The sequence below is a fragment of the Kitasatospora sp. NPDC101176 genome, from assembly GCF_044768035.1.
Taxonomy (GTDB): Bacteria; Actinomycetota; Actinomycetes; order Streptomycetales; family Streptomycetaceae; genus Kitasatospora.
Map to the genome: position 1 here is coordinate 247,189 of NZ_JBIWPA010000006.1, position 12,311 is coordinate 259,499.

General features: G+C 71.8%; 9 protein-coding genes. 8 read left to right on the forward strand and 1 reads right to left on the reverse strand.

Annotation, left to right across the window (positions count from 1 at the left end):
* Positions 1 to 68 precede the first annotated feature (68 nt).
* The 8 genes from ACIRS1_RS12740 to ACIRS1_RS12775 all read left to right on the forward strand — a co-directional run bounded on the left by ACIRS1_RS12740 (position 69) and on the right by ACIRS1_RS12775 (position 10,564).
* Positions 69 to 1,658 carry a methylmalonyl-CoA mutase family protein gene (locus tag ACIRS1_RS12740; RefSeq protein WP_360219549.1) on the forward strand — a complete coding sequence of 530 codons (1,590 nt, stop codon included), beginning with the start codon at positions 69 to 71 and terminating at the stop codon, positions 1,656 to 1,658.
* Positions 1,659 to 1,841: 183 nt separating this feature from the next.
* Positions 1,842 to 3,107, forward strand: coding sequence for an amidohydrolase (locus tag ACIRS1_RS12745; RefSeq protein ID WP_402838869.1), 1,266 nt, complete (start codon positions 1,842 to 1,844; stop codon positions 3,105 to 3,107).
* Between the two features lie 308 nt (positions 3,108 to 3,415).
* On the forward strand, positions 3,416 to 4,474 hold the full coding sequence (locus ACIRS1_RS12750) for a BMP family protein (protein WP_402838871.1): 1,059 nt from the start codon (positions 3,416 to 3,418) through the stop codon (positions 4,472 to 4,474).
* Positions 4,475 to 4,768: 294 nt separating this feature from the next.
* A complete protein-coding gene (locus ACIRS1_RS12755) occupies positions 4,769 to 6,343 on the forward strand; it encodes an ABC transporter ATP-binding protein (RefSeq protein ID WP_387901224.1) in 1,575 nt (524 codons plus the stop codon).
* Positions 6,344 to 6,347: 4 nt separating this feature from the next.
* Entirely contained in the window at positions 6,348 to 7,511 is a 1,164-nt protein-coding gene (locus tag ACIRS1_RS12760; protein WP_360219558.1) for an ABC transporter permease, read from the forward strand.
* A complete protein-coding gene (locus tag ACIRS1_RS12765) occupies positions 7,508 to 8,773 on the forward strand; it encodes an ABC transporter permease (RefSeq protein WP_402838873.1) in 1,266 nt (421 codons plus the stop codon). Before ACIRS1_RS12760 ends, ACIRS1_RS12765 begins: the two co-directional genes overlap by 4 nt.
* Positions 8,774 to 8,784: 11 nt before the next feature.
* On the forward strand, positions 8,785 to 9,174 hold the full coding sequence (locus tag ACIRS1_RS12770) for a cytidine deaminase (RefSeq protein WP_360219564.1): 390 nt from the start codon (positions 8,785 to 8,787) through the stop codon (positions 9,172 to 9,174).
* A 112-nt stretch (positions 9,175 to 9,286) separates the two neighbouring features.
* Positions 9,287 to 10,564, forward strand: a complete 1,278-nt coding sequence (locus ACIRS1_RS12775) for a thymidine phosphorylase (protein ID WP_360219567.1) — start codon at positions 9,287 to 9,289, stop codon at positions 10,562 to 10,564.
* Between the two features lie 406 nt (positions 10,565 to 10,970).
* Here ACIRS1_RS12775 and ACIRS1_RS12780 read toward each other — a convergent pair whose 3' ends face one another.
* Positions 10,971 to 12,305: an MFS transporter gene (locus tag ACIRS1_RS12780; RefSeq protein WP_402838876.1), complete on the reverse strand. Its 1,335-nt coding sequence runs from the start codon at positions 12,303 to 12,305 to the stop codon at positions 10,971 to 10,973.
* Between the last annotated feature and the right edge of the window lie 6 nt (positions 12,306 to 12,311).

A 12,311-nucleotide genomic window follows, 5' to 3' on the forward strand; every position in this document is an offset into this window, starting at 1 on the left:
GGGCCGCCGGGAACCGCCGGACGCGCCCTACATTGCGAGGACCACCGCTCCCGCCCCCAGGAGGGCCCATGGCCGCGGAACCGCGCCGCTCCGAGTCAGGATTCGAGATCGAGCCGCTGTACGGCCCGGAGGCGCTGGCCGGCTGGGACCCGGCGAGCCGGCTCGGACGCCCGGGGGAGTACCCGTACACCCGGGGCGTCCACCCGACGATGTACACCGGGCGGCCGTGGACGATGCGGCAGTACGCGGGCTTCGGCACCGCCGCCGAGTCCAACGCCCGCTACCGGCAGCTGATCGCGGGCGGCGGCACCGGACTCTCGGTGGCCTTCGACCTGCCCACCCAGATGGGCTACGACTCGGACGCGCCGCAGGCCGCCGGGGAGGTCGGCAAGGTGGGCGTGGCCGTCGACGGGGTCGAGGACATGGCGACGCTGTTCGACGGGATCCCGCTGGACGCGGTGTCCACCTCGATGACCATCAACGCGCCCGCCGCGCTGCTCCTGCTGCTCTACCAGCTGGTCGGCGAGGCCCGGGGGGTGGCGCCGGCCCGGCTCACCGGCACCGTCCAGAACGACGTGCTGAAGGAGTACATCGCCCGGGGCACCTACATCTTCCCGCCGCAGCCCTCGCTCCGGCTGGTCGCGGACCTCATGCGCTACTGCCGGGCCGAGATCCCGCGCTGGAACACCGTCTCGATCTCCGGGTACCACATGGCCGAGGCCGGGGCGGACCCGGCGCAGGAGATCGCCTTCACGCTGGCCAACGGCATCGCCTACGTCCGCACGGCGCTGGCCGCCGGGATGGCCGTGGACGACTTCGCGCCGCGGCTCTCCTTCTTCTTCGTGGCCCGCACCACGCTGCTGGAGGAGGTCGCCAAGTTCCGCGCCGCCCGGCGGATCTGGGCCCGGGTGATGCGCGAGGAGTTCGGCGCGCGGGACCCCCGCTCGCGGATGCTGCGCTTCCACACCCAGACCGCCGGGGTGCAGCTGACCGCCCAACAGCCCGAGGTGAACCTGGTCCGGGTCTCGGTGCAGGCGCTCGCCGCGGTGTTCGGCGGCACCCAGTCGCTGCACACCAACGCCTTCGACGAGGCGATCGCGCTGCCCACCGAGAAGGCGGCCCGGCTCGCCCTGCGGACGCAGCAGGTGATCGCCCACGAGACGGACGTGACCGCCACCGTGGACCCGTTCGCCGGCTCCTACGCCGTGGAGTCGATGACCGACGAGGTGGAGGCCGCCGCACTGGCGCTGATGGCCCGGGTCGAGGAGCTGGGCGGCGCGGTGGCCGCGATCGAGCAGGGCTTCCAGAAGGCCGCGATCGAGCGCACCGCCTACCGGATCCAGCAGGAGACCGACTCGGGCGAGCGGACGGTGGTGGGCGTCAACCGCTTCCGGCTGGAGACCGAGGAGCCCTACCACCCGCTGCGGGTGGATCCGGCGATCGAGCGGCGGCAGGCCGAACGGCTGGCCCGGCTGCGCGCCGACCGCGACTCCGCGGCCGTCACCCGGGCCCTGGACGCGCTGCGCCGCGCCGCGGAGGGGGCGGACAACGTGCTGTACCCGATGAAGGAGGCGCTGGCCGCCCGGGCCACCGTCGGCGAGGTCTGCGACGCGCTGCGCGGGGTGTGGGGCGGGTACTCCCCGGTGGACCGCTTCTGAGCCGCCGTCAAGGCACCGCGCCCGTGTCCACCGGCCCGGGTGATCGTTGCACAGGGCAAGCAACCCGGGGAAGGCGGCTGAAACGAGATGTCATACCCACCTGTTCGGCCGGTATGCGCCCATCCGGGGACTAGTTTTCCGGAAGTCGGGCCAAATCCCCCCAACAGGCCTACTCTTGTTGAGATGAACCGTCCTGAGCCCGCTCAGCCGGGCGCCACTCTCGCCGCCGCACGCCCCGCCGCCGATCTGCGCGCCAGGGTCAGGAGGCTGGAGCCCGAGCTGATCGCCTTCCGCCGTGATCTGCACCGGCATCCGGAGCTCGGCCGACAGGAGTTCCGCACCACCGGTCTGATCCGCGACCGGCTGGTGGCGGCGGGCCTGAGCCCGCGGGTGCTGCCCGGCGGCACCGGGCTGATCGTCGACGTCGTCCCGGCCGGCACCGCCCCGGACGCCGAGTTCCTGGCCTTCCGCGCCGACATCGACGCGCTGCCCATCGACGACGCCAAGAGCGACGTGCCGTACCGCTCGACCGTCCCCGGGCGGGCCCACGCCTGCGGGCACGACGTGCACACCTCGGTGGTGCTCGGCACCGCCCTGGTGCTGGCGGAGGCCGCCCGCACCGGCGAGCTGGGCCGCCCGGTGCGGCTGGTCTTCCAGCCGGCCGAGGAGGTCATGCCGGGCGGCGCGCTGGACGTCATCAAGGCCGGCGGGATGGACGGCGTCGGCCGGATCTTCGCCGTGCACTGCGACCCCAAGGTGGAGGTGGGCCGGATCGCGCTGCGCACCGGCGCCATCACCTCGGCCTGCGACCGCCTGGTGCTCCACCTGGACGGCCCCGGCGGCCACACCGCCCGCCCGCACCTGACCACCGACCTGGTGACCGCGATCGCCCGGATGGCCGCCGACCTGCCGGGTGCGCTGGCCCGCCGGATGGACCCGCGCTGGGGCGTCAGCCTGGTCTGGGGCCGGATCGCCGCGGGCTCCGCGCCCAACGTCATCCCGCAGCACGCCGAGCTGGAGGGCACCGTCCGCTGCCTGGAGCTGGACGGCTGGCGCGAGGCGCCGGACCTGCTGCACGAGCTGATCGCCAAGCTCGCCGAGACCTACCGGGCGAAGTGGACGCTGGACTACCACCGCGGGGTGCCGCCGGTGGTGAACGAGGCGGTCTCGGTCGCGCTGCTGGACGCGGCGATGACGGCCCGGTTCGGCACGGCCGGCGGGGCGGACGGCGTGCAGGTGGTGGAGGGCACCGAGCAGAGCCTGGGCGGCGAGGACTTCTCCTGGTACCTGGAGCACGCCCCGGGCGCGCTGGCCCGGCTCGGCGTCCGCGCCCCCGGCGACACCGCCGTCCGGGACCTGCACCAGGGCCGCTTCGACGTCGACGAGCGGGCGATCGGGATCGGCGTGGAGCTCTTCGCGGCGCTGGCCCTGGACGAGCCGCAGCTCTGAGCCGGCGGACCGCCGCCCGTGCGGCAGGTCCCCGTGACGTGTGCGAACGACCCCCCGGACCGGCCGGTGCCCAGCAGGGCGCCGGCCGGTCCGCGCTGATCCGGGCTTTTCGAACAGTTCCGTAGACTGGTCTGAAACCAGTTCCGGATCACCGTCCGCGCACGGGAAGAGGGCCTCGGGACGACCGTGAGACCACGGTTTGATAACAACCCGAATGCTCCGGCAGCCCGTAACACAACCGTGTTCTACGCGCGTTACGGTGGCGTCCGACCACGCTAATCAGGTGCGTGTGAGAAGGAGATACTCCCTTGCGCCGTTCAATGAAGCTCGCCGCGGTTGTGCTCTCGGGTTCCCTGGGCATGGCCTCGCTCGCCGCTTGCGGCGCAAAGAGCACTGACAACGCCTCCTCCGGTTCCTCCGACGGCTCGCTCAAGGTCGGTATGGCCTACGACATCGGCGGCCGTGGCGACCAGTCCTTCAACGACTCCGCCGCCCGCGGTCTCGACAAGGCCAAGTCCGAGCTCGGCGTCTCCGTCACCGAGGCCGACGCCAAGACCGGCGAGGCCGAGGCCGACAAGGAGACCCGCCTCAAGAACCTGATCGACGGTGGCTACAAGACCATCATCGCGGTCGGCTTCGTCTACCAGCAGGCGGTCGACAAGGTCGCCAAGGACAACCCGGACGTCAAGTTCGCGATCATCGACTCGAACGACAAGGACCAGCCGTCCAACGTCACGTCGCTGGTCTTCGCCGAGCAGGAGGGTTCCTACCTCGCCGGCGTCGCCGCCGCGAACAAGACGAAGAGCAAGCACGTCGGCTTCATCGGCGGTGTGCAGTCCGAGCTGATCAAGAAGTTCGAGGCCGGTTACAAGGCGGGTGTGAAGTCCGTCGACCCGAACATCCAGGTCGAGACCACCTACCTGACCACCCCCCCGGACTTCTCCGGCTTCAACTCGCCCGACAAGGGCAAGGAGGCCGCGCAGGGCCAGCTCGACAAGGGCGCGGACGTCATCTACTCCGCCGCCGGCTCCTCCGGCAACGGCGCCATCGAGGCCGTCGCCAACAAGCAGGGCGCCCTGGCCATCGGTGTCGACTCCGACCAGGCCAACCAGCCGGCCCTGGCGAAGTACAAGAACAGCATCCTGACCTCGATGGTCAAGAACGTCGACAACGCGGTGTTCTCCTACATCGAGTCGGTCAAGAAGGGCGCGCCGTTCACCGGCGTCAAGCTGTTCGACCTGAAGGCCAACGGTGTCTCGCTGGCCACCACCGGTGGCAAGATCGACGACATCCAGGACAAGCTGAAGGCCGCCACCACGGCGATCACCTCCGGCGCCACCACCGTCCCGACCGCCCCGGCCCAGTAAGGCCCGCGCGTCCCGGACGACGTAGCGACTGCCGCCTGCCCGGCAGCGCGATGATTGACACGGCACAACGGGAGGGGCCCGGCAGGGTGCGCTGAACGCGTACCCCCGGGCCCCGTCCCGTCCCCACGTCCTCACCCTTGGCCCTCCCAGCGCAACGACGCGCCTCCAGACCACCAGGAGATCGCCATCACCGCATCCGACCCCGTCCCCCTGCGCAAGGACGGAACCCCCAGCGCGGGGACGGCGACACCGGCCGTCGAACTGCGCGGCATCACCAAGCGCTTCCCCGGCGTCGTGGCCAACCACGACATCAACCTCACCGTCCGCAGCGGCACCGTGCACGCCCTGATGGGTGAGAACGGCGCCGGCAAGTCGACGCTGATGAAGATCCTCTACGGCATGCAGAAGCCGGACGAGGGCACCATCGCGATCAACGGCGAGCAGTGCGAGTTCAACACCCCGGGCGACGCCATCTCCCGCGGCATCGGCATGGTGCACCAGCACTTCATGCTGGCCGACAACCTCACCGTGTGGGAGAACGTCGTCCTCGGCGGCGAGAACATCCACGGCATCGGCGCCAAGGCGAAGGCGAAGATCCGGGAGATCTCCGACCAGTACGGCCTGGGCGTGCGCCCGGACGCCCTGGTCGAGGACCTCGGCGTCGCGGACCGCCAGCGCGTCGAGATCCTCAAGGTGCTGTACCGCGGTGCCAAGATCCTGATCCTCGACGAGCCCACGGCCGTGCTGGTCCCGCAGGAGGTCGACGCGCTGTTCGACAACCTGCGTGACCTGAAGTCCGAGGGCGTCACCGTCATCTTCATCTCGCACAAGCTGCACGAGGTGCTGGCGGTGGCCGACGCGATCAGCGTCATCCGGCGCGGCACCACCGTCGGCGACGCCGACCCGAAGGCCGTCACCGCCCGCCAGCTCGCCGAGCTGATGGTCGGCGCCGAGCTGCCCTCCCCGGAGAGCCGCGCGTCGACCGTGACCACCGACGTGATGCTCGCCGTCGAGGACCTGCGGATCGCCAAGACCGACGCCGAGGGCATCGAGCGCGTCGTCCTCGACGACATCTCGCTGCGCATCCACAAGGGCGAGATCCTCGGCATCGCCGGTGTCGAGGGCAACGGCCAGGCCGAACTGGTCGAGGCCATCATGGGCATGCTGCCGCTGGACGGCGGCACCGTCGCCCTGGACGGCAAGGACCTCTCGGGTTCGCTCACCCGCGCCCGCCGCGAGGCCGGCATCGGGTACATCCCCGAGGACCGCCACCGGCACGGCCTGCTGCTGGAGGCCCCGCTCTGGGAGAACCGGATCCTCGGTCACGTCACCGAGGAGCCCAACTCCAAGGGCGTCCTGCTCGACCCCTCCGGCGCCCGGCAGGACACCTGGCGGATCGTCGAGCAGTACGACGTCCGCACCCCCGGCATCGAGGTCACCGCGGCCTCCCTCTCCGGCGGCAACCAGCAGAAGCTGATCATCGGCCGTGAGATGAGCCACCAGCCCAAGCTGCTGATCGCGGCGCACCCCACCCGCGGTGTGGACGTCGGCGCCCAGGCGCAGATCTGGGAGCACATCCGGGTCGCGCAGCGCGCGGGCCTGGCGGTCCTGCTGATCTCCGCCGACCTGGACGAGCTGATCGGCCTCTCCGACACCATCCGGGTCATCTACCGCGGGCGCCTGGTCGCCGACGCCGACCCGGCCACCGTCACCGCCGAGGACCTCGGCACCGCGATGACCGGTGCCGCCAGCGGCCACATCGAGTCCGACGCGGACGCCGTCGCCGAGGCGCACGCCGCCGCGGCGGAGGGCACCGAGGCCGAGCACTCGCACACCGACACCGCCGGCGACGCCGAGGCGGGGGAGTAGCCACATGACCAGTCCCAACCCCCCTGCCGCCAAGCGCAGCCTGACGCAGCGGATCAGCGGTGAGCGGATCGTGCTCGCACTGGCGGCGCCGGTGCTCGCGGTCGTGCTCTCCGTGGTGATCTGTTCCGTCCTGCTGGCGACCTCGGGCAAGAACCCGTTCGAGGCGTGGAACGTGATGCTCACGTACGCCACCAAGTCGGACGGCCAGGTGGCGATCCTCAACCGGTCCACCACCTACTACCTGGCCGCCGCGGCCGCCGCGTTCGGGTTCCGGATGAACCTGTTCAACATCGGTGTCGAGGGCCAGTACAAGGTCGCGGCGCTGTTCGCGGCCTTCATCGGCGCCCAGGTCGACCTGCCGGCGATCATCCAGATCCCGCTGCTGCTGGTCACCGCCATGCTGGTCGGCGGTCTGTACGCCAGCATCGCCGGTCTGCTGAAGGTCTACCGCGGCGTCAGCGAGGTCATCTCGACCATCATGCTGAACTCGATCGCCGTCGCGATCGTCGGTCTGCTGCTCGTCCCGGGCATCTTCGCCCCGGAGCAGAGCGGCACCAGCAACTCGATCCAGACCGCGCCGATCTCGCAGTCGAGCCACTTCTTCTCGTTCGACACGGCCGGCGGCCCGCTCTGGGGCTTCCTCTTCATCGCCGTCCTGGTCGGCGTGGCCTTCCAGTTCACCCTGACCCGCACCCGCTTCGGCTTCGACCTGCGCGCCACCGGCCGCTCGGAGTCGGCGGCCACCGCGTCCGGCGTGAACGTCAAGCGCATGGTCATCATCTCGATGGCGGTCTCCGGCGGCCTGGCCGGTCTGATCGGCATGCCCGAGCTGCTGCAGAACTCGTACTTCTACGGCCAGACCTTCCAGCCGGGCCTCGGCTTCCTCGGCATCTCGGTCGCCCTGCTCGGCCGGAACAGCCCGATCGGCATGGCCTTCGCGGCCCTGCTGTTCGCCTTCCTGGACGCCACCGGCAACCAGCTGCCGCTGCCGAAGAACGGGGCCTTCCCGTTCGAGATCGTCCAGGTCATGCAGGGCACCATCGTCATCTGCGTCGTCGTCGCGTACGAGCTGGTGCGCCGCTACAGCCTGAAGCGCCAGCAGCAGAAGGTCGGCGCCCAGCTCGCCGCCCAGCTCGCGGCCACTGAGAAGAAGGAGGTGTCCGCATGAGCACGGCTACCGCTGCTCGTCCGAAGGCGCCCGGCGCCCCCGCCAAGAAGCGCAAGCTCTCCTGGCCGGTCGTGCTGCTGCTGATCGCGGGCGCCCTGGTGCTGTTCTCCGCCGTGGGCATGGCCACCGGCAACCACTCGCTGACCTCCTCCGGGCAGGTCACCGCGGCGCTCAGCGCCGCCGTGCCGATCGGCATGGCCGGTCTGGGCGGTCTCTGGTCCGAGCGGGCCGGCGTGGTCAACATCGGCCTCGAGGGCATGATGGTCGCCGGCACCTTCTGCGGTGCCTGGGCGGGCTACCTGTACAACCCGTGGGTCGGTCTGCTGGCCGGCATGCTCGGCGGTGCGCTGGGCGGTCTGCTGCACGCGGTGATCACCGTCAGCTTCGGCGTCGACCACATCGTCTCCGGCGTCGGCATCAACCTGCTGATCCCCGGCATCTGCGCGTACGTCAACCGGATCTACTACAAGGACTACATCTCGGTCGGCGCCGGTGCGAACCAGTCGCCGCCGGCGGATCCGCTGCCGTACATCACCGTCCCGGGCCTGTCCTCCTGGCTGAAGGACATCGAGAGCCACCACTGGTTCTTCGTCTCGGACGTCGCCGGGGTGCTCGGCGGCCTGGTCACCAACATCTCGGTGGTCGTGGTGCTGGCGGCCGCGCTGATCGTGATCAGCTACTTCGCGCTCTGGCGCACGGTGTTCGGCCTTCGGCTGCGCTCCTGCGGTGAGAACCCGACCGCCGCCGAGTCGCTGGGCGTCAACGTCTACAAGTACAAGTACCTCGCGGTCATCGCCTCCGGTGCCTTCGCCGGTCTCGGCGGTGCGTACCTCTCGCTGGTCGCGGCGCACTTCTACAAGGACGGCCAGACCCTCGGCCGCGGCTTCATCGGCCTCGCGGCGATGATCTTCGGCAACTGGATGCCGGGCGGCCTCGCCATGGGCGCCGGCCTGTTCGGCTTCACCGACAGCCTCCAGCTGCGCGACCCGGAGTCGGTGCACGTCCTGATCCTGACCGTCTCCATCGCGATGGCCCTGCTCGCGCTCTGGCAGCTGTACCGGCGCAAGTTCACCTCGGCCGCGGTCTCGATCGTGATCGCGGGCGGCCTCGGTGCCTGGTACGCGCTCACCGACGAGGTCCAGCGCCCGCTGATCGTCGCCACGCCGTACGTGATCACCCTGGTGGTGCTCTCACTGGCCTCGCAGCGCCTGCGGATGCCCAAGGCGGACGGCCAGATCTACCGCAAGGGCCAGGGCAAGTGACGGCGGCTCCGGTGAGCCCCGCGGTCGACTGGGAGCGGCTGCGCGCGGCCGCGCGCGAGGCCATGGGCCACGCGTACGCCCCGTACAGCAAGTTCCCGGTCGGCGCGGCCGCGCTGGTGGACGACGGGCGGCTGGTCACCGGCTGCAACGTCGAGAACGCCTCGTACGGGCTCGGGCTGTGCGCCGAGTGCGGGCTGGTGTCCGCGCTGCACGCCTCGGGCGGCGGCCGGCTGACGGCCTTCACCTGCGTCGACGGCGCGGGCGAGCTGCTGATGCCGTGCGGGCGCTGCCGCCAGCTGCTGTACGAGCACGGCGGACCGGAGCTGCTGATCGAGCTCCCCTCGGGCGTGCGCCCGATGAGCGAGGTCCTCCCCGACGCGTTCGGACCGGAGCGCCTGTAAGCCGGAGCGGCTCTAGCATCTGCATTTGTTACGCGCGTAGAGTGTCGCGAGTGGGCCGTAACCCGGTCATCTCGCGACACTCTTCGCTTTTGAACCCCCTCTTGGAGCACGCATGGACGCCATCTCCGTCATCAGGACCAAGCGCGACCGCGGAGAGCTGAGCGACGCTCAGATCGACTGGGTCATCGACGCCTACACCCGTGGCGAGGTCGCCGACGAGCAGATGTCCGCGCTCGCCATGGCCATCCTGCTGAACGGCATGAAGTCGCGCGAGATCAGCCGCTGGACCGACGCCATGATCCGCTCCGGCGTCCGGATGGACTTCTCCTCGCTGGCGCAGCCCACCAGCGACAAGCACTCCACCGGCGGCGTCGGCGACAAGATCACCCTCCCGCTGGCCCCGCTCGTCGCCGCCTGCGGCGCCGCCGTCCCGCAGCTCTCCGGCCGCGGCCTCGGCCACACCGGCGGCACCCTCGACAAGCTGGAGTCCATCCCCGGCTGGCGCGCCCTGCTCTCCAACGAGGAGATGCTCGACGTGCTGCGCGGCACCGGCGCCGTCATCTGCGCCGCCGGCGACGGCCTGGCGCCCGCCGACAAGAAGCTCTACGCGCTGCGCGACGTCACCGGCACCGTCGAGGCCATCCCGCTGATCGCCTCCTCCATCATGTCCAAGAAGATCGCCGAGGGCACCGGCGCGCTGGTCCTGGACGTCAAGGTCGGCTCCGGCGCCTTCATGAAGAACCTGGACGACGCCCGCGAGCTGGCCCGCACCATGGTCGGCCTCGGCACCACCGCCGGCGTCAACACCGTCGCCCTGCTCACCGACATGTCCACCCCGCTCGGCCTCACCGCCGGCAACGCGCTGGAGGTCCGCGAGTCGGTCGAGGTGCTGGCCGGCGGCGGCCCGGCCGACGTCGTCGAGCTCACCCTCGCCCTCGCCCGCGAGATGCTCGCCGCGGCCGGCGTGCACGGCAAGGACCCGGCCGACGCGCTGCGCGACGGTTCCGCGATGGACCACTGGCGCCGCATGATCGCCGCCCAGGGCGGCGACGTCGACGCCCCGCTCCCGGTCGCCCGCGAGCAGCACGTCATCCCCGCGCCCGCCTCCGGCGTGCTCACCACCCTCGACGCCTACGCCGTCGGCGTCTGCGCCTGGCGCCTCGGCGCCGGCCGCGCCCGCAAGGAGGACCCGGTGCAGGCCGGCGCCGGCGTCGAGATGCACGCCAAGCCCGGTGACACCGTGGTGGCCGGTCAGCCCCTGCTGACCCTGCACACCGACACCCCGGAGCGCTTCGCCTACGCCGTCGAGGCCCTGGAGGGCGGCATCGAGGTCTCCCCGGCCGGCACCGCGTTCACCCCGAACCCGATCGTGCTGGACCGCATCGCGTAGTCGGCGCGATCACCCCGTGTGCGGTGGTGTGCTCCACGCTGCCGCACACGGGAGTCGACCGCTTCTCCACCGAGATCGGGGCGGCCGTCCGCTCTCACTCCGCCGGAGGCCGGACGGGCTGCTTCAGGTAGGTCCGCAGGACGCTGGTGTCGACGGTCCACGGTCCGACGGTGATCGTGTCGCCGAAGGCGAACTCCTTGCGGAGGGTGTAGCCGGGCTCGTCGTGGATGACGCCGGTGCCCTTGCGGGGGACGCTTCACCGGTGACGTCGTCACGACGATCCCGCCGCCGGCGATCTCGACCTTCCCCGTTCCCGGCACCTGCGGCAGCTGACGCGCGATCTCACGCAGCCGGGCGTACCCGGCGGGGTCGGTGCTCATGGTCCGGAGCGTATCCGCGGTGGCCGTCAGGCGTTCGCGACCGCTCGGCGGGCGGTGTGGGCCTGCCGGGTGCCGTGGAGGGTGACGCCGGTGGCGAGGGTCATGGCGACGAGGCCGACGACGGCGGCGCCGGTCCAGCCGGTGGCGTGGTAGGCGTCGGCGCCGACGGTGCCGCCGAGGCTGTTCCCCAGGTAGTAGGCGATCAGGTAGAGCGCGGAGGCCTGGGCGCGGCCCCGGGTGGCGGTGCGGCCGACCGCCGAGGAGGCGGTGGCGTGGCCGGCGAAGAAGCCGGCGGTGATCAGCACCAGGCCCAGCAGCGCGCAGAGCAGGGACCCGGCGAGCGAGAGCAGCAGCCCGGCGGCCGTCACGCCGATCGAGACGTAGAGCGCGCCGCGGCGGCCGAGCCGGCCGCAGAGGCGGCCGGCGGCGGCGGAGGTGCCGGTGCCGACCAGGTAGACGACGAAGATCGAGGCGGCGACGGACTCCGGCAGGTGGAACGGCGCGCCGATCAGCCGGTAGCCGACGGTGTTGTAGACCGCGCCGAACACGGCCATGAAGAGCAGTCCGAGCAGGTACAGCCGGACCAGCAGCGGGTTGCGCAGGTGCCCGCCGACGGTGCGGGCGAGGGCGCGGGCGTCCACCGGGGCCGGGGTGAAGTGGCGGGCGGCGGGGATCAGCAGCCGGAAGGCGAGCACGGCGAGCAGGGCCAGTGCGGCGGAGGCGGCGAGGCCCCAGCGCCAGCCGAGGGCGGCGGCCGTCCAGCCGGAGAGCAGTCGGCCGCCCATGCCGCCGATGCTGTTGCCGGCCACGTACAGGCCCATCGCGGAGGCCAGGGCGCTGGGGTGGACCTCCTCGGCGAGGTAGGCCATCGCGGTGGCGGGCAGGCCGGCGAGGGCGGCGCCCTGGAGGACGCGCAGCACGACGAGGGTGGTGAGGTCGGGCGCGAACGGGAGGGCGAGGGCGAGGGCGGCGGCGGCGAGGGTGGAGGCCGTCATCACGGCGGTGCGGCCGTACCGGTCGGACAGGGCGCTGGCGGGGAGCAGGGCGAGGGCGAGTCCGAGGGTGGCGGCGGAGGCCGTCCAGCTGGCCTGGCCGGGGGTGAGGTCGAGGTCGGCCGAGAGGACCGGCAGCAGGCCCTGGGTGGAGTAGAGCAGGACGAAGGTCGCGATCCCGGCGGCGAACAGGGCGAGGTTGGCGCGGCGGAAGGAGCGCTGGCCGGGGCGGTGGCGGTCGTCGTGCGCGGGGGCGGTGCCGGGGGAGTCCGGGGCGGCGGTGGGGGCGTCCGGCGCGGCGGTGGGGTCGGGGGCGGCGGTGGGGGCATCCGGGACGGCCACGGACGCCTTGGTATCGGCGGGCTGCATGTCGTC

What these genes read in the sequence shown, in the direction of transcription:
- ACIRS1_RS12775 (WP_360219567.1), top strand. Translation starts at nt 9,287, where the DNA reads ATGGACGCCATCTCCGTCATCAGGACCAAGCGCGACCGCGGAGAGCTG.
- ACIRS1_RS12760 (WP_360219558.1), top strand. Translation starts at nt 6,348, where the DNA reads ATGACCAGTCCCAACCCCCCTGCCGCCAAGCGCAGCCTGACGCAGCGG.
- ACIRS1_RS12740 (WP_360219549.1), top strand. Translation starts at nt 69, where the DNA reads ATGGCCGCGGAACCGCGCCGCTCCGAGTCAGGATTCGAGATCGAGCCG.
- ACIRS1_RS12765 (WP_402838873.1), top strand. Translation starts at nt 7,508, where the DNA reads ATGAGCACGGCTACCGCTGCTCGTCCGAAGGCGCCCGGCGCCCCCGCC.
- ACIRS1_RS12745 (WP_402838869.1), top strand. Translation starts at nt 1,842, where the DNA reads ATGAACCGTCCTGAGCCCGCTCAGCCGGGCGCCACTCTCGCCGCCGCA.
- ACIRS1_RS12780 (WP_402838876.1), bottom strand. Translation starts at nt 12,305, where the DNA reads ATGCAGCCCGCCGATACCAAGGCGTCCGTGGCCGTCCCGGATGCCCCC.